19 protein-coding genes are annotated in these 22,042 nt (G+C 49.0%); 12 read left to right on the top strand and 7 right to left on the bottom strand.

Annotated features, from left to right (window positions below):
* Positions 1–21: 21 nt before the first annotated feature.
* Positions 22–741, bottom strand: a complete 720-nt coding sequence (locus GWR56_RS07055) for a TIGR00730 family Rossman fold protein (RefSeq protein ID WP_162430429.1) — start codon at positions 739–741, stop codon at positions 22–24.
* Between the two features lie 132 nt (positions 742–873).
* Here GWR56_RS07055 and GWR56_RS07060 point away from each other — a divergent pair, with 132 nt between their 5' ends.
* The 12 genes from GWR56_RS07060 to GWR56_RS07115 all read left to right on the top strand — a co-directional run bounded on the left by GWR56_RS07060 (position 874) and on the right by GWR56_RS07115 (position 15,835).
* Positions 874–1,974 (top strand): efflux RND transporter periplasmic adaptor subunit, encoded by a 1,101-nt coding sequence (locus GWR56_RS07060; RefSeq protein ID WP_162430430.1) that lies wholly within the window; start codon positions 874–876, stop codon positions 1,972–1,974.
* Between the two features lies 1 nt (position 1,975).
* Positions 1,976–3,229: an ABC transporter permease gene (locus GWR56_RS07065; protein ID WP_162430431.1), complete on the top strand. Its 1,254-nt coding sequence runs from the start codon at positions 1,976–1,978 to the stop codon at positions 3,227–3,229.
* On the top strand, positions 3,226–3,909 hold the full coding sequence (locus GWR56_RS07070; protein ID WP_162430432.1) for an ABC transporter ATP-binding protein: 684 nt from the start codon (positions 3,226–3,228) through the stop codon (positions 3,907–3,909). The genes GWR56_RS07065 and GWR56_RS07070 overlap by 4 nt, the downstream gene beginning before the upstream one ends.
* 77 nt (positions 3,910–3,986) lie before the next feature.
* Positions 3,987–4,847, top strand: a complete 861-nt coding sequence (locus GWR56_RS07075) for a universal stress protein (RefSeq protein ID WP_162430433.1) — start codon at positions 3,987–3,989, stop codon at positions 4,845–4,847.
* Positions 4,848–5,078: 231 nt separating this feature from the next.
* On the top strand, positions 5,079–6,191 hold the full coding sequence (locus tag GWR56_RS07080) for an acetate/propionate family kinase (protein ID WP_238395324.1): 1,113 nt from the start codon (positions 5,079–5,081) through the stop codon (positions 6,189–6,191).
* Between the two features lie 4 nt (positions 6,192–6,195).
* A complete protein-coding gene (locus tag GWR56_RS07085; RefSeq protein WP_162430435.1) occupies positions 6,196–8,583 on the top strand; it encodes a phosphoketolase in 2,388 nt (795 codons plus the stop codon).
* Positions 8,570–8,752 carry a hypothetical protein gene (locus GWR56_RS07090; RefSeq protein ID WP_162430436.1) on the top strand — a complete coding sequence of 61 codons (183 nt, stop codon included), beginning with the start codon at positions 8,570–8,572 and terminating at the stop codon, positions 8,750–8,752. Before GWR56_RS07085 ends, GWR56_RS07090 begins: the two co-directional genes overlap by 14 nt.
* Positions 8,739–10,385 carry an alpha-glucan family phosphorylase gene (gene glgP / locus GWR56_RS07095; RefSeq protein WP_162430437.1) on the top strand — a complete coding sequence of 549 codons (1,647 nt, stop codon included), beginning with the start codon at positions 8,739–8,741 and terminating at the stop codon, positions 10,383–10,385. Before GWR56_RS07090 ends, glgP begins: the two co-directional genes overlap by 14 nt.
* Before the next feature lie 84 nt (positions 10,386–10,469).
* Positions 10,470–11,291 (top strand): hypothetical protein, encoded by an 822-nt coding sequence (locus GWR56_RS07100; protein ID WP_162430438.1) that lies wholly within the window; start codon positions 10,470–10,472, stop codon positions 11,289–11,291.
* Between the two features lie 10 nt (positions 11,292–11,301).
* Positions 11,302–13,881 carry a magnesium-translocating P-type ATPase gene (mgtA, locus tag GWR56_RS07105; protein ID WP_162430439.1) on the top strand — a complete coding sequence of 860 codons (2,580 nt, stop codon included), beginning with the start codon at positions 11,302–11,304 and terminating at the stop codon, positions 13,879–13,881.
* A gap of 56 nt (positions 13,882–13,937) precedes the next feature.
* Positions 13,938–14,816 (top strand): universal stress protein, encoded by an 879-nt coding sequence (locus GWR56_RS07110; protein WP_162430440.1) that lies wholly within the window; start codon positions 13,938–13,940, stop codon positions 14,814–14,816.
* Between the two features lie 11 nt (positions 14,817–14,827).
* Positions 14,828–15,835: a zinc-dependent alcohol dehydrogenase family protein gene (locus tag GWR56_RS07115; RefSeq protein WP_202925384.1), complete on the top strand. Its 1,008-nt coding sequence runs from the start codon at positions 14,828–14,830 to the stop codon at positions 15,833–15,835.
* Positions 15,836–15,867: 32 nt separating this feature from the next.
* Here GWR56_RS07115 and GWR56_RS07120 read toward each other — a convergent pair whose 3' ends face one another.
* The 6 genes from GWR56_RS07120 to GWR56_RS07145 all read right to left on the bottom strand — a co-directional run bounded on the left by GWR56_RS07120 (position 15,868) and on the right by GWR56_RS07145 (position 22,026).
* Positions 15,868–16,731 (bottom strand): universal stress protein, encoded by an 864-nt coding sequence (locus tag GWR56_RS07120; protein WP_162430441.1) that lies wholly within the window; start codon positions 16,729–16,731, stop codon positions 15,868–15,870.
* A gap of 94 nt (positions 16,732–16,825) precedes the next feature.
* On the bottom strand, positions 16,826–17,875 hold the full coding sequence (locus GWR56_RS07125; protein WP_162430442.1) for a response regulator: 1,050 nt from the start codon (positions 17,873–17,875) through the stop codon (positions 16,826–16,828).
* A 238-nt stretch (positions 17,876–18,113) separates the two neighbouring features.
* Entirely contained in the window at positions 18,114–18,980 is an 867-nt protein-coding gene (locus tag GWR56_RS07130; protein ID WP_162430443.1) for a universal stress protein, read from the bottom strand.
* A gap of 10 nt (positions 18,981–18,990) precedes the next feature.
* A complete protein-coding gene (locus GWR56_RS07135; protein WP_162430444.1) occupies positions 18,991–19,824 on the bottom strand; it encodes a universal stress protein in 834 nt (277 codons plus the stop codon).
* A gap of 96 nt (positions 19,825–19,920) precedes the next feature.
* Positions 19,921–21,264: a DUF3943 domain-containing protein gene (locus GWR56_RS07140; protein ID WP_162430445.1), complete on the bottom strand. Its 1,344-nt coding sequence runs from the start codon at positions 21,262–21,264 to the stop codon at positions 19,921–19,923.
* 93 nt (positions 21,265–21,357) lie between these two features.
* Positions 21,358–22,026 (bottom strand): BON domain-containing protein, encoded by a 669-nt coding sequence (locus tag GWR56_RS07145; protein ID WP_162430446.1) that lies wholly within the window; start codon positions 22,024–22,026, stop codon positions 21,358–21,360.
* Positions 22,027–22,042 lie beyond the last annotated feature (16 nt).

Raw genomic sequence — 22,042 nt, forward strand, 5'->3', positions numbered from 1 at the left:
TAAGGTTATGCTTAACATCGATCAGCCGCGTTCAAATAAGAACCGGAAGGGTTTTGGTTTCTTTTTAGGCTGTAAACCAAAGGGTTTGATGCTTTTTTCCCTGATCATTTCAACCGCCTCCTCAATGCTATCTGTTACAAGAAACATCCGTGCATCAGCAGGGCCGATGGTGCCCTCCTTTTGCATGGCTTCCATATGCGCCAGTAATTCCCGGTGGTAGGCTTTGGAAAAAATCACCACCGGAAAATCTTTTATCTTCCTGGTTTGTATCAGCGTAAGCGCTTCAAAATACTCATCAAGCGTACCAAAGCCGCCAGGCATCACTATAAAGGCGTACGAATATTTTACAAGCAGTATTTTTCGCACGAAAAAGTGTTCCAGCCGTATCCATTTGTCAAGGTAAGGGTTAGGGGATTGTTCAACCGGAAGCTGTATATTACAGCCTACAGAACGGCCCCCTATATCTCTTGCGCCACGGTTTGCCGCTTCCATCAGGCCGGGGCCACCGCCGGTGAGTATGGTAAACCCCAGCTGCGCAAAGGCAGCTGCTGCCTGTCGGGTCATGGCATAATAGGGATGGTCTTCGGCAAAACGCGCGGAGCCAAAAATAGTAATGCAGGGCCCGATAAAATGCAGCGCCCGAAAACCAACTATCATTTCGCGCAAGGTCTTAAAAGCAAATTTTAGTTCCTTCCACCGCGACTGCGGCCCATCCAGAAACACAATCTCAGATTCGTTCATAGTCAAATATCGTTGAAGGTATTGTAGCGTTTGCTGATGAAAGCCAGTATAAAAGCTGATAATGATCATTCTGTTATATACAGCTTACCTACAAATTTACAGCGCAGCTTTCGGCTGCATTAAACAGTAGCTATGTCAAAAAAGTCAGTACTATTATTAATTTCTGTTCTTGTTGCAGGTTGTCAGCAACAGCGCATTACATACCCGCGGTACATGACGATCGTGCAAACAGTTTATGCTTCCGGCAAGGTCATGGCGGATAGTGAATACACGGTGGGCGCTCTCATCTCCGGAACGGTTATTGGAAAGCTTGTTAAGGAAGGTGACCAAATCAAAAAAGGCCAGGTCATTTATATTTTACGGCATACCGCCCCGGCGGCAAAAATGGAAGCGGCTGCCAGCGCGTTACTGAATGCAAGGGAAAATATTTCTGTACGTTCGCGCATTTTAAACGATCTGAAGATCGCCGAGCAGAATGCAGATCTCAAATTCCACAACGATTCCTTACTATACATCCGCTATCAAAACCTGTGGGCTCAGAATATCGGCACCAGGGTAAATCTGGATAACGCGCAAACGCAATATGAGCTTTCCTATAATCAAAAACAATCGGCCCGCGAAAAATACCGGTCGACGTTGAACGATCTGAAGGTCAGCATGAAAAATGCGGAAAGCATGGCGGCCGGTTCCAGGTCTGATCTGGAAAATTATTTTATACGTGCCGAGAGTAGCGGCACCGTTTATCAGCTATTTAAGGAAAAAGGTGAAGCGGTTAAGATGAACGAACCCGTTGCACTTTTGGGGCGATCTGGAACAAGGCTTATTCAATTGGCTGTTGACCAGGAAGACATCCGTCAGATCAGGGCCGGCCAGCAGGTACTTTTGAAAACCGACGCCAGCGGCGAGCATATTTACCAGGCAAAGATCAGCCGGATTTATCCTGTGATGAATGAAACAGACCAGACCTTTCGGGTAGATGCGCTGTTTACCGAAGGTAATGACCCCGCGTATCTTCATAGTTCCGTTGAAGCCAATATCATTATCGCAAAGAAAATGAATTGCCTGACGATCCCGCTGGCTTTGCTCATGACGGGCGACAGTATCCGTGTGCGCCAAAACGGACGGATAATTACTAAACCGGTAAAAACCGGTATCCGTACGACGAACGAAATTGAAATTATCAGCGGGGCAACCAGGCATACCGCTATCCTTGACCCTTTTAACCCAAAATAGCATGTCTGTAAATCTACTCATTGCAAGGCGGCATTTAATGGCCAGCAAAAAGCAGACATTGGTTGCTATGTTGGGTGTTACGTTCGGCATCGCGATGTTTATCCTTATGATCAGTTTCATGATCGGGGTGAACCAGTTTATGGAACGCACCATGCTTTCTTTTACGCCAGATGTACACCTGTACAATGACATCAGTACGGATTACAGCCATTCAATAGCCGGAGATTACTTTAAAGGCCAGCCGGTATCTGTAGGCGTGGCGCATCCAAAACCGCGACAAATAAAGCTTAATCTGAAAAATGCCGTCGGCATTATAGCCAGGCTCCGGCAGGATCCACTGATATCAGGGATTTCGCCGATGGTTAGCACACTGGTGTTTTACAACTATGGGCCGGTTCAGATCAATGGTAACATCAGCGGGGTTAACATCCTGGATGAGTCGCGGATGTTTGATCTTAAAGAGAAGATGGTTAGCGGCATGCCGGAGGATTTGCTAACCGCTGATAAAGGAATTTTAATGGGTAGCGGTTTGGCACAGAAGTTAAATGTGCAGTTGGGTGATCTGGTCAGTCTGGCGGCGCCCAATGGCATGCTGATGCGCTTTAGGGTCGTCGGTATTTTCCGCATCGGCATGAGCGCAATTGATAATGTACGCAGCTATGTTAGCCTGGCCAGCGGCCAGCAACTATTGGGGAAGGACAAAAGTTATATTACAGACATCAGCATAAAGCTACATGACCATAGTAAGGCGGCGTGGGTAGCCAAGGCAATGAATAGCCAGTTTGGCTATAAAGCAGATGACTGGGAAACCGCAAATGCCTCTGTCAAGACATCTAACCTGGTGCGTGATACACTCACTTATGTGGTAAGCGTGACATTGCTTATTGTGGCCGGCTTTGGCATTTACAATATTATGAACATGACCATTAATAATAAAATGAAGGACATTGCTATTTTGAAGGCTCAGGGCTTTGCCGGACAAGACATTATGCAGATTTTTTTGAGCCAGGCCATATTTATCGGGTTGTTGGGAGCCCTGAGCGGCATGGGCCTGGGCTTTATGTTAGCTTATGCCTTGTCCAGCGTGCCCTTTCCGCCTAACGAGTACGTTGCCCTGAAATATTTCCCTGTAGCTTTTGAGCCTGCACATTATTTTTTTGGGTTGCTATTCGGCTCGCTTACGCCGCTGGTTGCCGGCTTAATGCCGTCGCTCAAAGCTGCTAAGATAGACCCCGTAATGATATTAAGAGGATGACAGCAGCACTAACCGCCGAGAATTTGAATAAGTACTTCCACGAACCCGAGGAATTCCGGGTGCTGCAGGATATCTCTTTCAATATCAATAAGGGCGAATTCGTCCCCATTATCGGTAAGTCTGGCTGTGGTAAATCAACCTTGCTTTATTTACTGAGTACGCTGGATACTGATTATACCGGGGTGATCACTATCAATGGGCAGCAGGTTACCGGTCTGTCGCAGAACGACCTGGCATTGTTTCGCAACCGGCACATCGGTTTCGTTTTCCAGTTTCATTTTTTACTGCCCGAGTTTACCGCTTTGGAGAATGTGATGCTTCCCGCCTTAAAACTCGGGCGATGGGATAAAGCAGAGATAGAGGAGCGGGCATTGCAACAATTGCGTCAACTGGAGATGGAGCCCTTTGCGCGCCAACTTTCCGGCAAGCTTTCGGGTGGGCAGCAGCAGCGTATCGCCATAGCGCGGGCACTAATCAACGAGCCGATGATCATTATGGCCGACGAGCCAACCGGTAACCTGGATAGCGGCAACACTAAGTTGGTGTTTGATATTTTCAGTCGTCTGGCCCACGAAAAGAACATAGCGGTACTGGCAGTTACGCACGACCTTGATTTCGCCAAACACGCCGATCGTGTAATAGAGATGAAAGACGGCCGTATTGTTGTGCCGGATGCCTGACATCAGCGTAGCTATTGACCGAAGTCATTCTTCGATAAACAAACATTGTTCAGATTTGGGATATAAACCGCAGTATCATGAAAAAGATTCTAGTTTTAACAGATTTTAGTGCCAGTTCTTACAACGCTGCTCAGTATGCAAACGTGTTGGCCACCCAACGCGGAACTAGTATTCTGCTGTATAATACCGTCGAGTCCATACCTATTGTTCCTAATTATGCAGGCGGCGGATTTGTAACGGAGACAGAAAATTTGTTTGCCGAAGAGAGTCTCGGTCAGTTAACGCAAGTGCGAACCAGCTTACTGGCCGAGCAGGGAAAAGGCCCGATAATCGAGATACTCACCGGCGAGGGTAATCTGGGTAGTAATATCAAAAAGCTGCTTAACGAACAAGCCATCGAACTGATTGTGATGGGAGCCCCGGAGGGTAGCTTGATTAATCATTTACTAACCGGAAGCGAAACGCGTTCCGTCATAAAATCTGCCAACAGACCTGTACTGATCATTCCGGGGGATAAGCCGATCAAGCCCCTTAACAACTTTGTGCTGGCAACCGACTACCGGTCCGCAGATCTTTGCGCGTTACGCTATTTAAGCGCATGGATAGCGGTTATTGGCGGTCGGCTGGATGTTGTACATATTCAAACCAGCGATGAGGTACCGCAGCTTACAGCCCAGCAAAGGCAGGTGTTCGAACTTTTTCTGAATAACTTAAGTTTTAATAATTTCCAATGTCACGACCTGCAGGGTAAAGATATCCGGGATCGGCTTGATCGGTTTTGCCAGGATAAAAAGGCGGATGTACTGGCCATGATCAATTACCATCATGATTTCTTCAGTCGCTTGTTGGGCAACAGCCAAACTTTTAAGGAGTTACGCCATTTACAGTTACCGATGCTGGTTTTTCCCGGAAACTTCAACGATGAAACCACTGCTTAAAATACACAGTAAATTTGTAAACATTTGTAATTATATATCGCAGCAGCGCAACCTTGAGCCGGCTTTGCGCTTCTTTTAGCCGAACACGCCGGCAGATCATTACCGGCCGTGCTGATGGTCATATTTTAGCCGCGCTGCGAATAATAATTTCGTAGCATGACAACGTCGAATGATCAGTTCATACTTACTGTCAACTGCGGGTCTTCAAGCCTTAAGTTTTGTTTATTCGGTATGCAAAACCTGCACCCCGCTTTATCCGGTTCGGTGAAGACCGATACTTCCGGTGAAACGCACTTTATCATACAAGATGAAGGGGGCGAATATTTGGCCAATTACCCATTGGCGCAGGCTGGTGTGGCCGCCGGTATTCGGGAACTGACCGGTTGGCTTCACAATCATTCCAACCGTTATACTATCCGGGTTGTGGCGCACCGCATTGTTCAGGGGGGGCCAAAACACCGGGAGCCAGAAATTATCAGCGACAGTTTGCTGAACGACCTTCAACATTATTCCTATCTCGCACCCAACCATCTTCCGGTTGAAATAAAAGCTATAAAGGCATTTCAGGAAAATTTTCCTGAAGCGCTGGCCGTAGCTTGCTTCGATACCTTTTTTCATCGCCACCTGCCCGGGCAAGCCAAATATTACCCGTTGCCCGCAAGCTACCGTGAAAAGGGGGTGATGCGCTATGGTTTTCATGGCTTATCCTATGAGTTTATCCTGAAAACGCTGTTACAAAAGCATCCAAAACTGGTGGGGCAGAAACTGATTATCGCCCATTTGGGCAGCGGGGCAAGCATGGCGGCGGTGTGTAATGGTAAAAGTGTAGATACCACAATGGGTTTTAGTCCGTTAGGCGGTCTGGTGATGGCAACACGCAGCGGCGATCTCGACCCCGGGGTGATCCTGTACCTGCTGCGAAACGAAAAATTGTCAGCAGATGAGATTGATGAATTACTGAGTGAGCGGTCCGGGTTACAGGCCATTGCCGGATGCGCAGATATGGAAAGTTTGGTAAAACGTTCTGCAAGCGACCAAAAAGCCGGACAAGCTATCGAACTTTTCTGTTACACCGTAAAAAAATTTATCGGCGCCTTAGCTGCCGCTATGGGCGGCCTGGATGTGCTGATTTTTACGGGAGGGATTGGCGAGAATGCTGCGCTCGTTAGGGAGCAGTGCTGCCACGGCCTGCAGTTTATGGGGCTGGAACTCAGCCGGCGGCGCAATAATGCCGGGCATAAATGGATATCAAAATCAGGCAGTAAAGTAAAAATAGGAGTGTTGAAAACCAATGAGGCCGCTATCATGGCCAAACACGCCAAAACGTTAATCGGTAACCTTTAAGATTATGAACACATTAAACGAAAAAGAACTTCGATCGATACACGCCTACTGGCAAGCAGCGAACTATCTTGCAGCGGGGCAAATTTACCTGCAGGAGAACCCGTTGCTTAAACAGCCATTGAAAGCAGCAGATATCAAGCCAAGATTACTGGGGCATTGGGGCACGTCGCCTGGGCTGAACCTGGTGTATGTTCACCTGAACCGGCTGATCAAAAACACCGGCGCCGCTATACTTTATGTTTGCGGACCGGGACATGGAGCGCCGGCTGTTATAGCCCACACCTATTTGGAGGGTACCTACAGCGAAATTTACCCGGCTGTGCCCGAGAATGAGCAAGGTATGCGTCAGTTATTCCGGCAATTCTCAACGCCGGGTGGTATTCCCAGCCATGTAAGTGCGCATACCCCGGGTTCGGTTAACGAAGGGGGCGAACTGGGATACTCATTGGTACACGCCTTCGGAGCAGCGTTTGATAATCCGGACCTTATTGTCGCCTGTGTTGTCGGTGACGGGGAAGCGGAGACCGGCCCATTAGAGGGCAGCTGGAAGTCAGTCGCTTTCTTAAACCCGGCAACGGATGGGGCAGTTTTGCCTATTCTGCATTTAAACGGATATAAAATATCCGGGCCCACAGTGCTTGCGCGCATGAGCGACGCTTCGCTTACAGCGCTTTTTGCCGGTTATGGCTACGCTACTTATTTTGTTGAAGGCGACGACCCGCTCGTGGTGCATGAGCAAATGGCGAGAACTCTGGATGCTGCCTACGATAAAATAAGGCTTATACAACTATCAGCCAGGGCTAAAAAACTTTCTTATCCTTTTCTTTGGCCGGTTATTATTTTGCGGACACCGAAGGGTTGGACGGGACCAAAGGCCTGGAAAGAGGTACCTATTGAGGGCACCTTTCGTGCTCACCAGGTACCGCTTACCGGTGTGCGTGAAGATCCGGAAAAACTCGAACTGCTGGAAAACTGGTTGCGCGGCTATCACCCTGAAAAGCTTTTTGACGATACGGGAAAACTGTTGCCGCAACTGGCGGAGCTTGCTCCAAAAGGGGATAAGCGCATGAGCGCAGTTGCGCAAGCAAACGGAGGGTTGTTACTAACTGATCTGGTGCTGCCTGATTTTAAAACATACGGTCTTGATATTGGTACGCCGGGAACCCTAGAAGCGGAGAGCACCCGTAATTTGGGCAAGTACCTGCGGGATATTTTTACCTTGAATGCGGATAAAAGGAACTTCCGGCTCTTTTGCCCGGATGAAACGACATCGAACCGCCTGGAGGCTGTTTTTGAGGTCACGGAGCGTTGTACGATGGAATTAACGCTGCCTGCAGATGATAAGCTTTCTCCTGACGGTCGGGTAATGGAAGTACTGAGTGAGCACCTTTGTGAAGGATGGCTGGAAGGTTACCTGCTGACCGGGCGGCATGGATTATTCCCCTGTTATGAAGCATTTGTAACGATAGTAGATTCTATGGTGAGTCAGCATGCCAAGTGGTTAAAAACTGCGCGCGAACTGCCCTGGCGTAAACCGGTAGCATCATTAAATTACTTGCTGACCTCGCATGTATGGCGGCAGGACAATAACGGCTACAGCCACCAGGGGCCAGGGTTTATTGATACGGTGGTGAACAAAAAAAGCGCGGTAGTGCGTATTTATCTGCCCCCCGATGCCAATACATTGCTATCTGTCATGGATCATTGCCTGCGTAGCCGTGATTACGTAAACGTAGTTGTAGCTGGCAAACAGCCGGAACTGCAATGGCTGAACATGGCTGACGCGATCACGCATTCGGCGCAAGGCGCTTCCATTTGGGATTGGGCAAGTAATTGCGGCGCTGAAACGCCGGATATTGTACTGGCCTGCGCCGGCGATGTGCCTACTTTGGAAACGGTGGCGGCGGCATGGCTGCTGCGGCACCACCTGCCGCAAATAAAGGTACGCGTCGTCAATGTGATCGACCTGATGGCCCTATCACCGCAAGCTTATCATCCGCACGGTATGAGTGCCGAATTATTCAGCAGTTTGTTTACAGACACAGCACATGTGATGTTTGCCTTTCATGGCTATGTGCGCATCATACACGACCTGGTACACGGTCGGCCCGACCCGGCCCGCTTCCATGTTCGCGGCTATATCGAGGAAGGCACAACCACCACGCCATTTGACATGGTGGTACTAAATAATATGAGCCGATATCACCTGGCGATGGAAGCCGTGAAGCGGATAGCCGGCTTTCAACCCTACGCAGATACCTTTACCGCATATTGCCAATCTATGCTTCAGCGGCATCATCAATATATCTGTAAGCACCTGGATGATATGCCCGAGATCAAAGACTGGAAATGGAACGACGAAACCCATTTAACACCTTATGAAAATGATTAACAAAGCTTGGCATAAGATGAACGTGATGCCGAAAAACGCCACCATCGACCAGCGGATATGCTGGCACCTGGCGCATCAGCAAAATTGTGGCTGCCGGCCGATACCGGCGAAGTTAAAAGCGGAAATCGCCGGGCGTAACATCAATACAACACCAGATGGACAAAGCTGAATTATTTGCTTACACACCGGCCGACCAGTACCGCACATCGGTCGCCTATTTTGCCATGGAATACGCGATAGACCAATCGTTAAAGATCTACGCCGGCGGCCTTGGCTTCCTGGCCGGCTCGCACCTGCGCAGTGCTTATCATCTGCAGCAAAACTTCGTCGCCGTGGGGTTGCTATGGAAATATGGTTATTATGACCAGGTGCGCGATGCAACAAACCATATGGCAGACGCTTTTATTGAAAAGCACTATTCCTTTCTAAAAGATATTAATGTCACCTTCAGCATAACTGTTCACCAGTCCCCTGTCCATGTCAAAGCTTACCTTTTGCCACCGGCAACTTTTGGTTGCGCGCCCTTATTTTTGCTCACCACGGATATCCCGGAGAACGACGAGCTTTCCCGGTCGATCACCCATCGGCTGTATGATTCAAACGAGGCGACCCGCATCGCACAAAATATCGTTTTAGGTATCGGGGGCGCTAAAATGCTCGATATTTTGGGGCTTACGCCAGATGTTTACCATATGAATGAAGGCCACGCGGTGGCCTTAAACTTTTACCTGTATGATAAATTCAAAAATCTCGAAGAGGTAAAAAAAAGGGTAGTGTTCACTACCCATACGCCGGAGATGGCAGGTAATGAAGCGCATAATTTTGCGTTGTTGGAAACAATGTCCTTTTTCTATCACCTCACCGTAACAGAGGTTAGGGAATTGCTCCAGCTGGAGGGAGAACAATTTAACTACACGCTGACTGCCCTCAAATTCGCGCGGAAGGCCAATGGCGTTTCAAAGCTTCATACTCAAATAGCGCAGCAAATGTGGGGCGCCAATGCCGGTATTTGCCCTCTCATCCCTATCACCAACGCGCAAAACCGCGATTATTGGGCCGATATGCAGATAAGCCGGCAGTTGCAATCAAAGGATGTACAGGGCTTTGCCGGCCGTAAGAAAGAGTTAAAGCGCGAACTATTCCGGATTGTTGCAGATCAATGCGGCAAACTATTCCGCGAAGATGTGTTAACGATTGTTTGGGCGAGGCGCTTTGCGGGTTATAAGCGTGCCGGACTGCTTATGGCCGATTGGCAGGCTTTTGTAAACCTGGTTACACAGACGAAATATCCTGTACAATTGATTTGGGCAGGAAAGCCATATCCGGGCGACGAGCCAGGAGCCGGGGAATTTAACCAATTGATAAACCGGACGTTTGCTTTTTGCAATTGCGCTGTACTCACCGGGTATGAATTGCGCCTTTCCGCACTTTTAAAGCAAGGTGCAGACCTTTGGTTGAACACGCCGCGCCTTTACCACGAAGCTTCGGGGACCAGTGGGATGACTGCGGCTATGAACGGGGCAGTGAACCTATCCATCGCTGACGGCTGGGTAGCTGAATTTGCCCGCGACCTGGTGAACTGTTTTCTGATCCCGACGGCGCCGCAAGAACTGCAGGAACCTCAAAAAGATGAGATGGAGAATAAAGCGATGCTGCAAGTGCTGCAGCAAAAAGTATTGCCTATGTATTACGATAATCCTGAGAAATGGTTCCGGATGGCAGGTACGGCTTACGGAGATGTTGTGCCGGCTTTCGACAGCGATCGCCTGGCCAGGCAATATTATCAGGAACTGTATGTATGAGTAGGCGCATGGCGCCGGATGACCCGCATCATGTTTTTGCCAGAAGAAATTCCCCAATTTTATTGAAAATGAAGCAAGCAAAACATGAAAACAATCCTCTTTATCAACGACGGTTCAACAGCCGCAAGCTCAGCTGCAAAATTAACGTTCCAGATCGCCCGGGATGTACAGGCAGAAATCCTGATTGTTCAAACTTATTATCAGGCTACTACCGTCCCTGTTAAAGTACTGGCAGGGGGGCGCGGAGCAACGATCGGCGGTAAACGGGAAGCTGAACAGATCTATCGCTTGCTGCAGCGACTAAATGAAGGGCAGGCCGGTTTTCAGCCGTCCATCTCCCTGATAGAGCTACCGCTGGCAAATGCTGCTGATGTTGCCGCTGTGGCACTAAGAGCCAACTGCTGGATGATTGTTAGCGGGTACAGTAAAACGTCGGCAGATCAGCAGCCCCTCAATTTTCAAAGCTTGCTTAACCGGTTGCAGTGCCCGCTCTTGCTGGTACCCGACTGCTGGGAGGGCGAATCGATACGCCGGGTTACCTATATGGCCGACCTTCGTTATTGCCGCCTGAATATCATGCGCTATCTAACCGGTTGGGCGTTAGCATCCCGGGCGAGCCTGTCGCTGGCGCATTTCAGTAAAGAAGGATTGGCCCCCATAGTGGAAAGTTATGGAGTTCAGCTATTTGGTGAGATTGCAAAGCAACTACCGCCATGCCCCCTAACTTTTAACAATATACCCGAGCGCGATATCCACCGGGCGTTGGATGTGCTTGTTAACGGTTTACATGCCGACCTGATGGTGCTGGTCAATCACCGGTTCCATTTCGAACAGATTATGGGTGGCCGGCTCAATGGGCAGATTCCCGAAGGTTTAGCTGTGCCTGTTCTGCTATTTCCCATGTAAAAGGATATCTATGTCAATATTACCATACGCGCCGGTACCTTTCTGGGCCCTGGAGGCTACCGAAGTGTTTAGCCGGCTAAGTACGGGTCCTGCCGGCCTTTCCAGCCGCGATGCCGCCGAACGGCTTCGTAAGTACGGCAGTAATACGGTAAGTTCAAACAGAACAAGCCAGGCTTTCGTCTTATTCCTTGCCCAGTTCAAAAGCCCGGTTACCATCCTGCTCATCGTAGCATCATTTTTAGCCGCAGGTTTGGGTGATTTGGCTGATGCCATCATCATCCTCGGGATCGTCCTGCTTAGCGGCATTCTTGGTTTTTGGCAGGAAAAGGGGGCTAACGAGGCTATAAAGGGCTTACTGCAGATGGTGCAGTTAAACTGTAGTGTCGTCAGGGATGGTAAAACAGTAAGCATCCCGATGATAACTGCCGTTCCCGGAGATGTTGTTCAGTTGTCTGCTGGTGATATGATACCGGGAGATTGCCTGCTACTTACGGCCACTGCTTTATTTGTTGATGAAGCTGCATTTACCGGAGAATCGTTTCCGGTTGAAAAGTACAGCGGGCCGTTACCTGCGGATACACCGCTGGCCAAACGGTTTAATACTTTGTTTATGGGCAGCCATGTAGTAAGCGGTACGGCAAGCGCGCTGATTGTAGATACAGGTATGTCAACCGAGTTTGGTAAATTATCAGCCAGCCTCCGAAATAGCATAGTTGAAACTGACTTTGAGCGTGGTATCCGCAAGTTTGGTTATCTTTTAATGGAATTGACATTATTGCTGGTTATAATCATTTTTGCCCTAAATGTTTGGCTGCATAAACCCGTGCTTGATTCTTTTTTATTCTCTCTGGCGCTTGCCGTAGGGCTCACCCCCCAATTGCTTCCTGCAATTATAAGCGTCAACCTGGCTGCGGGCGCCAGAAAGATGGCCCGGAAACAAGTGATCGTTAAAAGGCTGTCGGCAATTGAGAATTTCGGCAGTATGAATGTATTATGCACTGATAAAACAGGCACCATTACCGCGGGTAAGGTAGTGGTAAAAGATGCGCTGGACTGCAACGGAAATCCCAGTGCCGGCGTTTTACGCTATGCCTGGGTAAATGCAGCCTTGCAAAGCGGTTTTCACAACCCTATTGATAAAGCGATATGCGAAGCTTATCAGGGTAACGAAAAGTTGCCGAACGCGAAAGCAGAGATCCCGTATGACTTTTCACGCAAGCGGTTAAGTATCCAGGTAGAGGAATCCGGACGCTCCCGGTTGATCACCAAAGGCGCGTTTTCATCCATCCTGGAGAGTTGTACAGAAGTAATGCACGGCGGCCAGCTTATGCCCCTTGGCCCTGATCTTAAAAACAGTTTGGTAAACCGATGGGAGGAGTTAAGCCGCAGCGGTTACCGAACGCTGGCGCTGGCCGTTAAAGATATCCCGGATAAGCACAAGATTGACCGGCACGATGAGTCGGGTATGACCTTTGCAGGTTTCATTACCCTTTTTGACCCGCCTAAACCCGACAGCGCCAGCACGCTCCTCCGTTTGCAGCAATCAGGGGTTAAGTTAAAGATCATTACGGGCGACAATGCCCTGGTCGCGCAGCATCTTGCCGGTTTACTGGAGCTGCCCGCCCCCCGGATATTAAAAGGGCCAGAAATCCGACAGATGAGTCAGTCCGCCTTATTACACGCGGCGCCGCGTACCGATATTTTCGCCGAGGTGGAGCCTAACCAGAAAGAGAGGATTATCTTGTTGTTAAAGAAAGCAGGCTATGTGGTAGGCTTTATTGGCGACGGTATTAATGACGCCCCCGCTCTGCATGCGGCAGACGTAGGGATTTCGGTGAACACCGCGGTTGACGTGGCCAAGGAGGCCGCGGATATCGTTCTGCTGAAAAGCGGGCTGCAAGTTTTATTGGATGGCATAGAAGAGGGTCGTAAAACGTTTGCAAATACCATGAAATATGTGTTTATGGCCACCAGCGCTAACTTTGGCAACATGTTTAGTATGGCGGGCGCCTCGCTATTTTTGCCGTTTTTGCCGCTGTTACCTAAACAAGTTTTGTTGACAAACCTGCTGACCGACTTCCCCGAGATGGCGATTGCCAGCGATAAGGTTGACAGCAGCCAGCTTAGTTTACCACAGCGCTGGGATATGACTTTCATCCGCAAGTTTATGATCACTTTTGGACTGCTGAGCTCTGTATTCGACTACCTGACTTTTACCTGCCTGCTATTTGTTTTCCACGCCGGGGAGCGGGAATTTCAGACAGGATGGTTTACTGAATCTGTTATTTCGGCAGTGGTTATTGTACTGGTGGTGCGCACGCGGCGGGCTTTTTTTCGCAGCTTGCCCGGAAACGCGCTTCTTGGAGCGAGTTTTGCCATAATCCTGGCTGTCTGCCTAATTCCCGGTTCACCATTGTCCGGCTGGTTCGGCTTCGTTGTTTTGCCGCCCGCCTTATACAGCTGGATAGCTGTGCTCATCGCGGCCTACATGCTCACAGCCGAACTTGTAAAACATTGGTTCTATAAACGGCTGCTGGCGCATATCAGTAAAAAGAATAAGCCGGCTGCCCAATCTCATTTATCCAGGTGATGTCTGTCACGGCACATCCGCGCTTATTTATGGAATTTTAAGCCAAAATATATGCGATGAAAACCTTCCTGATACCAACTGATTTTTCCGAAGCCGCGACTAATGCAGCCCGTTATGGTTTATTTTTGGCCCGGCATCTGCAGGCCGATGTGCAGCTTATCCATGCTTTTAAGGTGCCTGCTGAAGCGCGTGCGGCGGCGCAATCTGCCTGGCCGTTGAATGATTACGAACAGGTTAAACACGACGCGGTTGTGGAATTGGACAACCTGCGTCACCAACTGGAAATGGAAACGATCGGTTCGCCGGCAGATAACCACATCAGCCGTGTTTCGGGCACGGCCGAACTCGGAGAAGTGAGTGTTATGGTCCGGAACCTGGTCGATCATTATCGCTCGCCAATGGTGGTAATGGGCATGTCTGGTGCAGGAAAAATGCATCGCCTGTTGCTGGGTAGTAACAGCCAGGAGCTAATTGATAAAGCCACTTTCCCGGTATTACTCATCCCTAACATTCCTGCTCCCCGCCAGTTAAAGAAAATTGCTTTTGCCACTGATTTGAACAAAGGTGATATTGATCTAATTCATTCGCTAGCCAGCCTGGCCCGCCCGTTTAACGCCGAAATTTTAATTGTGCACGTAACAAATGATAAATATGATGCGCCCGCACACCAGCATCTGGTAGATGAGTTCCTGAACGAGGTGACGGCTAAAGCACATTATGGGCAAATATATTACCGGCATGTAAAAAGCATGGATGTAGACCATGGACTGGACTGGCTGAGCGAACATGGCCAGGTAGATATGCTTGCCATGGTACACCGTCCGCATTTCTATCTTGAAAAAATTCTGAAAGGCAGTCATACACAACGATTAGCCAGGCATATCCGGATACCTTTATTGGTTTTTCCGCCGGAGGCGCACGGTGTTTGTTTTTAAATAATTTGTGTATGAAAGGCGAAATGAATGCCATGGTGATGGACCGCCCGGGACAGCCGCTCACCTATCGGAAGGTGGCTATTCCTCAACCCGCATCCGGCGAATTGCAATTAAAGGTGATTGCCTGCGGCGTGTGCCGTACCGATTTGCATGTTATTGATGGCGAACTCACTACGCCCAAACTGCCGTTGATACCCGGCCACGAGATAATTGCCCGCGTAACTGCTTTCGGCAGTGGGGTTGCCGGTTTTCGTGTTGGCGATATAATCGGTGTGCCCTGGCTTGGTTACACCTGTGGGAAGTGTCGTTTTTGTTTGGCTGGCCGCGAAAACCTCTGCGAAAGAGCAGGGTTCACCGGTTATACCCTTGATGGCGGGTATGCGGAATTTTTGGTGGCCGATGCGCGATTTTGTTTTTCGATGCCGGCTGGTTACCAAAACGCGTTTGCCGCCCCGCTATTGTGCGCGGGCCTGATCGGGTTCAGATCTTACCGGATGATCCGCCCGGACGCGGTTAAGATAGGGCTTTATGGTTTTGGAGCAGCCGCACATATTCTGACGCAAATCGCCAAGGCGCAAAACAAACAGATATTTGCCTTTACCCGCGAAGGCGATACAGAATCACAATTGTTCGCAATCCGGATGGGAGCCGGTTGGGCCGGGAGTAGCCTGAGTGAGGCGCCGGAACGACTTGATGCCGCTATTATCCTTGCCCCATCCGGCGAGCTTGTACCCAAAGCCCTAAAGGATGTTGATAAAGCCGGGCAGGTGATCTGCGGAGGTATTCACATGAGTGATATACCGGCTTTTCCTTATGCGCTGCTATGGGAGGAACGATCGTTACAATCGGTCGCCAATCTCACCCGCGAAGACGGTCAGGCATTCTTTCGGCAACTGGCGTTATCACCTGTCAAAACACAAACTACCTTTTTCAAATTATCAGAGGCGAACGATGCACTACAGCAACTGCGTGCCGGCAAGGTAAAAGGTGCGGCGGTATTGGTGATGGACGAAATATAGCGGCAGATATGAGACTGCCGCCTAATCATTTGCTATTCGTCGGCAATGGCGGCCGGAATGATCAAAACCGGAAGATCCTGGTTGTCCAGCAAGGTTTGCGCCTGATTCTGTTTAAAAAGACGGTTAAGCCAGTTATGCCGATCATGCACCAAAACCAGCACATCGCTGCTGTTTGCTGCGCAAAGGTGATTTAACCGCTTTATCAACTCTTTTCCAGCTACTTCCTGGTAGGTAATGGCCGGGAAATGGTATTTGGCTACGTGATTTTTAAAAGACGTTTTAAGCTGCTCGTTCAAAGGTTTTTCGCCCCACAGCGAAACATGCACAATTTCCAGGCTGAACCTAAACATCCGGCCAATGCGGGTAAGATAATGCACCGCTTTTTGGTCGGGACGGTCAAAGTCTGTCGCAAGGGTTACTTTATGCAATCCTTTCAATGGCCGGCCAGGGGGAATTATCAATACGGGGCGGTCCGTGTGTTCCATTACAGCAGAGGTATCGCTGCCCAAAAGCAAGTGTTCCCAGGCTTTGCCGCTGCGTGCGCCCATAATGATCATCTCTATATCTTCCAGTTGCAGTAGGTCTTTAACCTGGCTGCCAAGGCTTCCCATGTCATGACGGTCATCAATGCTCGGGCGATGGTCACCCGCAGGCAACTGGCGGGCCAGTTCCTGTAAGTCTTCTTTAAGATATTTTAATTTCTCTTTACCCTGGTCTGCCCACATTAGTTGTTCTACCGGCCAGGGCGTGCCGCTATACTCCGACATGATCGGCTCACTGACATAAGTATTGAACAAAATGATATTTGCGTGTAATTTTCCCGCGATGGGTACGGCCGCTTCGGCAGCCTGCCTGGCATTGTCGCTGAAGTCGGTAAGAACTAAGATCTTTTTCATGATTTTTTACTGAATTATGAAATAAAGATCGCCTGTCTGATGAAAATAAAATATGATGGCTGTCAGTCTAACTGCTGACAGAACGCAGCGAAAATCAATTCTTCATTTTCTGAAGACGCGTCCCATCCAGTATCCGTATCTGGCTGCCTTGCCTCCCGATCAGTCCTTCTTCTTTGAAATCGGTAAGGGTGCGGCTAACGGTCTCGGTAGCCATGCCGGCCATTGCTGCCAGTTCGTCCCGGGATATCTTGAATTCTTCGGCGGGAGCAAATTGCGCTTGCAGGCGAAGCAATACCTGCGACATCCTTTTTCGGACCGACTGGTAGGCAAACTGCAGAAGCTGCTCTTCTTTATCGCGGATATCATTGGCCAGAATCTTCAAAAACTGCTGGCTTATATCCGGGTAACGTGTCAGCAGGTTCATGATCATTTCCTTGGGTAAAAGGCATACCGCCGAATCCTCCAGCGCTTCGGCAGTTTCTGCCTGCGTATCTGCTACCAGCAAGCCGTTGATGCCCACAAAATCCTCAGGTTTGTAAAGACCTGTCATTAGTTCGCGGCCGTCTTCAGTAAGTTTAAAAGTTTTTATTCCGCCTTCAAGCACAAGGTAAATGCCCTGTGGCTCGTCCCCTTCGTAATATAGTACTTGTTTCTTTTTAATCTGCCGTATTTTCCGGCCTGCTATAAGCGCCTTTAGCTCGGCGGTGCCACGTAGTTGTCCCGAGGCCAGCCTTTCCAGGTTAAACAACGAGCGGCTGTAGTAACTGGCCAGTTTTTCCTGCTTTTGTAAGCGGCACTCGATGGCATGCAGCAGTTCCATATCATCAAAAGGTTTGGTCAGGTAGTCGTCGGCGCCCATTTCCATTCCCTTACGCAGGTCCAGCCGTTCTGCTTTTGCGGTGAGAAATATAAAGGGGATGGCGGCCGATTCCGGATTCTTACTGAGCAGGTACAACACGCCGTAACCATCCAGTTCAGGCATCATGATATCGCATAAGATCAGGTCGGGCCGCTGGCTGAGCGCCAGGTCAACGCCGGCCTTTCCGTTTACAGCCTTAAGTACCTGGTAGCCGCTAAGCTCCAGTATCTCTGCGGTACCCTCGCGGATATCGCTGTTATCTTCGATGACAAGTATCTTTTTCATGATCTGCGATTTACTGAATAGCAATGATGCCTGTCACAAATATCCTCAAAGATGGTACCGATTTGATAGTATGGCGGTCATGTATATTTATGATCTTTGTCATATTTTTTAGCACGACAAGCGCTATTGAACTTTTAGAAATAGTTTCAATCCGTTCATAAGGTCGCCCGCCGTCGATCATGCCCGATAAGCAGGAAATGTTCAATTCCATCATCGGCAGGCAGATTTGAAAAAACGATCAATCAGCATGTTCGTGAGAGTTGAACACCAATAAGGGGACTGAAGCATTATCTGCAATTTGCTGGGTACGGCTGCCGTGCAATAATTCTCCGAGAAAAGAATGTCGGTTATGTACCATAGTGAGCATGTCGATGTGCTCATGGCGCACCAGCCAAGTAAGGCCATCTGCCACATGTTCGCTTTTAACTACTTTTACGCTCACCTGTTGATGACCATGATTACGTGCAAGGTTGGTTAACAGGTCCTTCACGATCGAGTCATTTGTTGTGGCTTTATTATGCTGTATAACATGCGCCAGCACCAACTCTGCATTGAGCTTTTTAGCGAACGACACCAGTTGATTAATAGCAACGATGTCTAACTCGGGATGTTTAAAGTCACTTGCAAAAGCGATTTTAGCTATTGGGCGGAACGCAAAATCGCCGGGCACCAGCAACAAAGGGCACATAGCTGCTTCTATCATTTTTCGGCTATGATTGCCTATTAGCCATGTACTTAGCCGGTCATTGGCATGTGTTCGCATGATGATCAAATCGGCCTTGTGCCGGGCAGCTTCCGCAGTTACCACATCCGTCACCAGGCCTGCCCCCAGGAGACAAACAACCTCTGGAGTAAAGTCCTCTCCGGTACTACTTTCGAGTAATTTGTGTTTTAACGCCTTAAGTGCGGCCTGGCTGTCTCGGTCCATATCTTCATATACACCGAGCGGCCATGCCACAACTCCGGCCTGTGGTATCTCTGCCGGTACGTTCATCGTATAGCAAAGTAATAATTTTGCTTTTAGCGTTTGCGCAAGGCGGTAAGCATAAGCAGCTACGTTTTCCGAGCTGGCTGCCAGGTCGGTTGCAAGCAGTAATGTTTTCATCGGCTTTTAATTAATGGTGTGCAATAAATAAGGGCAGGTCCAGTGCTTCCATCAATATATTGGCCATGCTGCTGTTAAACATTCTTGAAAGCGCGCCACGGCTGTAAGCGCCCATAATCACCACTGTTCCCGGTTCTGCCTTTCTAAGGTGGGCCACCAGCGTTTCATCCGGTTGGCCGGTTAACTGCGTAAGCAGTGGTTTTGCAAAATGACTGCGGGTATATTCGCCAATCAGGTTCCCGTCGGGTAATAAGTCCAGTTCCTTGTCGCTTACGTAAACAATTTCAGACGGGTATTTTACTGTCCAGGGGAATAAGTAAGTGAACATTTTAAGCGCATAAACGGACGATGGGTGACCATCGTAAAGTATAACCACCCGTTCAATCAGTTGGTGTGTAGCAGGCACCACCAACACGGGGCTTTGTGTGCCTGCCAGTAATTGCCGTACAAAAGGCGTTGGCTTTGCTTGTTCAAAATGGTTCAGTGTTTCGGCTGCGCCAATAATGGTAAGGTCAGCATAAATGCTTTCCTTCAGCAGGTCGTCAATAGCGAAGCGCTTATCCTGATGAAGCAAATATTCAATGCCCCGTTTTTTACAGGTTTGTTCGAAAAGGGCAACCGCCGCCTGCCGGGTTTCCTGATCCTTTTTTAACAGGTGGTTTAATTTTGTTTTTGAGATACCCTCGCTGCCTACCATATCAAATAAATTGAAGCTATGGTAAAGGAAATCTTCGAGGAACACGCCCGTTACCACAGATTTGCCGCGGACGGCAAGTTCGATCGCATAGTCGAGCGTTCCTTTTGAGAATTTAAGGCCGTCGAAGGCCGCAATGATCTTTTTCATATCATGGTTACTGTTACTTATCTATCAAAGGTAAACCCACAGTGTATACCCTTCCATGATTAGGCTCAGGCGTACTGATGACGCCCGTCACGGGCTTTAGTTGAAGTCGACCGTGTAGCGAAGCGAAAAACGTAGATATGGATAGCGGGCGGTTACCACGGGGTATTTTTGATAGTCTCCATGAAGGTGAAAGTATCCGAATTCTGAACAAAAGGCCAGGCCATCGTAAAAACGGTAAGCCAGTTCGCTGGTTACTGCCTGCAATACATAGCGAGAGTTATTGCCATTGATGGTGCCGATCCACCCGGCGCGGTAATTCAGGCGATATGAAAGCCGGTCAAGCAATGTTAAGCCGAATTGTCCATACATGCCACCGCCAGCGCCGTAATCATAATTCCGGCCGTTAAATAGATAAGGGTCGGGAACCGCCGCAAGCAAGATCGGACCGGCGCCGGCGCTGGCGTTAATCTGGACATACTTATTCAACCGGAAAGATGCAAGCCAGTTTAATTTTACGCTTTGGGCGCTGTAAAAAAAAGCCTCGTTGTGTACGTAATCGTAATTGGCAGATAACGTTAATAGCTGTGGGTCGCGGTCCGCTTTACTCAGCCACCATCCGGCAAGTGAGCCATATACAAAAAGGATATTCACTTTAGAACTATCATCACTGCCGAATTCACCATTTACCGAAATGTTACTGAAAGGTGTGTGATAATTTTCAAAAGGTGTGCCATAGGTTAAGCGAACATGCCCGTACCACCCGGTACGCCCATGGTGATCGGCCCTGAACTTGCGCGCCCCGATGTCAAATTCTGCCAGCACGTGGGTCGAATCGCGTTCATGCGAGTTTTGGTCAGTCTTTCCCCATTTTCCATCAATTATACGATTGAAGCCGTTCATGGGATTAACCAAAAGCGCGAGTATTTCACTGACCTGCCGTTTAACTCCGCGGGTGTGATTATTAACGATCTGATTAGACAGCCTGTAAGTCATTTCCCCCAAAACAATTCCGCCGAAGCTCGTGTTGATAAAATCATTTGGTGATGGGGCTTGCGACTCTCCCACGGTCTCCCATATGTAGCTACCCACTACCGTGGGCGGCGCCGATTGCCAGAATGTATAACCGTTGGCCCGGAACGCGCTAAAATATAAACTGCCATGATACGGATGTGCAAATTGATTTGTACCAAAGGCATCGTCATCCCAGGTCCAGCTTGATGGTCGCAAATTATGCCCCAGCGTTCTAAAAGATATCCGGGCGTAATCTGCATTCAGCAAATAACGGTCCACCGTCCAGGGGATCAGTTCCCCCAGCGCCAGTTGAAAAGCGGCTCGTCCAAAGCGACGTGGCGGTAGCGTATCCGTTACCGCGTCCCCGGTAGCTTTATATGGTGCACCAAGCGCGATAGAGCGCTGACCTTTGGCATACAGTGCAGCCATTAAACAAAGAATCAGGAAATATAAACGGGCCATAGCGCGAAAAAAAAGAGGCTGCAGCTATATTCATAGATGCAGCCCGGCCGTATAATTGTTTCAAAATACCAATTCAGGTTCCTGAATGGTTAATTTGTTGTCAACACTGAATATGCCCGGTGCGGCCCAAACTGCATCCGCAGCTTCATCTTTTTCAGCAAAGGAGCGAACTTTTCCGGTTAGTGTAGCTTTGTTCCCGGTAACCGATACCTTGATATTGGCTGAATCAATAGTAGCGCTGCGATGAAATGCAGCACTGATCTTTTTTTCCAGGTCATCGGCGCTAACTTTTGGGCGCACCGTTAAAAGGTTGCTAACCATGCGCACACCGTTCAGGTTCTGTATGGCTGTTTTGGCACTGTTCCGCTGGAACTCCCATTCTACCTCGCCCTCCAGTTTTACGATACCATCTTCCACTTTTACCTTTATACGGTCGTCCGGAATAGCGGTGTGCCATTTTAACGCGTTCAATACCGCTTCTGCGATCTCGGCATCGGTTCGGCGATGGCTGGGCGATACCCCCACCTGAAGGTCTTCTGCAATCGCCTTAACACCAGCAACTTTTTTGGCTGCATTTTCAGCGGCCAGTTTTTTTGCATAGGTATCTACCTGGCCGGACAGGGTAACTACACCGTTTTTTACACTTACACCAATTTCAGCTGCATGAAGGAAGGGCTGCCATTTAAGCTCAGCCATCACATCTTTCTGGATTTCAACATCTGTTTTCATATGATTTGCTATTTAA

Source organism: Mucilaginibacter sp. 14171R-50 (genome assembly GCF_010093045.1).
Lineage (GTDB): Bacteria > Bacteroidota > Bacteroidia > Sphingobacteriales > Sphingobacteriaceae > Mucilaginibacter.

What these genes read in the sequence shown, in the direction of transcription:
- GWR56_RS07100 (WP_162430438.1), top strand. Translation starts at nt 10,470, where the DNA reads ATGAAAACAATCCTCTTTATCAACGACGGTTCAACAGCCGCAAGCTCA.
- GWR56_RS07070 (WP_162430432.1), top strand. Translation starts at nt 3,226, where the DNA reads ATGACAGCAGCACTAACCGCCGAGAATTTGAATAAGTACTTCCACGAA.
- GWR56_RS07115 (WP_202925384.1), top strand. Translation starts at nt 14,828, where the DNA reads ATGAAAGGCGAAATGAATGCCATGGTGATGGACCGCCCGGGACAGCCG.
- GWR56_RS07085 (WP_162430435.1), top strand. Translation starts at nt 6,196, where the DNA reads ATGAACACATTAAACGAAAAAGAACTTCGATCGATACACGCCTACTGG.
- GWR56_RS07145 (WP_162430446.1), bottom strand. Translation starts at nt 22,026, where the DNA reads ATGAAAACAGATGTTGAAATCCAGAAAGATGTGATGGCTGAGCTTAAA.
- GWR56_RS07080 (WP_238395324.1), top strand. Translation starts at nt 5,079, where the DNA reads ATGCAAAACCTGCACCCCGCTTTATCCGGTTCGGTGAAGACCGATACT.
- GWR56_RS07075 (WP_162430433.1), top strand. Translation starts at nt 3,987, where the DNA reads ATGAAAAAGATTCTAGTTTTAACAGATTTTAGTGCCAGTTCTTACAAC.
- GWR56_RS07090 (WP_162430436.1), top strand. Translation starts at nt 8,570, where the DNA reads ATGAAAATGATTAACAAAGCTTGGCATAAGATGAACGTGATGCCGAAA.
- mgtA (WP_162430439.1), top strand. Translation starts at nt 11,302, where the DNA reads ATGTCAATATTACCATACGCGCCGGTACCTTTCTGGGCCCTGGAGGCT.
- GWR56_RS07065 (WP_162430431.1), top strand. Translation starts at nt 1,976, where the DNA reads ATGTCTGTAAATCTACTCATTGCAAGGCGGCATTTAATGGCCAGCAAA.
- GWR56_RS07135 (WP_162430444.1), bottom strand. Translation starts at nt 19,824, where the DNA reads ATGAAAAAGATCATTGCGGCCTTCGACGGCCTTAAATTCTCAAAAGGA.
- GWR56_RS07140 (WP_162430445.1), bottom strand. Translation starts at nt 21,264, where the DNA reads ATGGCTGCACTGTATGCCAAAGGTCAGCGCTCTATCGCGCTTGGTGCA.
- GWR56_RS07110 (WP_162430440.1), top strand. Translation starts at nt 13,938, where the DNA reads ATGAAAACCTTCCTGATACCAACTGATTTTTCCGAAGCCGCGACTAAT.
- glgP (WP_162430437.1), top strand. Translation starts at nt 8,739, where the DNA reads ATGGACAAAGCTGAATTATTTGCTTACACACCGGCCGACCAGTACCGC.
- GWR56_RS07060 (WP_162430430.1), top strand. Translation starts at nt 874, where the DNA reads ATGTCAAAAAAGTCAGTACTATTATTAATTTCTGTTCTTGTTGCAGGT.
- GWR56_RS07055 (WP_162430429.1), bottom strand. Translation starts at nt 741, where the DNA reads ATGAACGAATCTGAGATTGTGTTTCTGGATGGGCCGCAGTCGCGGTGG.
- GWR56_RS07125 (WP_162430442.1), bottom strand. Translation starts at nt 17,875, where the DNA reads ATGAAAAAGATACTTGTCATCGAAGATAACAGCGATATCCGCGAGGGT.
- GWR56_RS07120 (WP_162430441.1), bottom strand. Translation starts at nt 16,731, where the DNA reads ATGAAAAAGATCTTAGTTCTTACCGACTTCAGCGACAATGCCAGGCAG.
- GWR56_RS07130 (WP_162430443.1), bottom strand. Translation starts at nt 18,980, where the DNA reads ATGAAAACATTACTGCTTGCAACCGACCTGGCAGCCAGCTCGGAAAAC.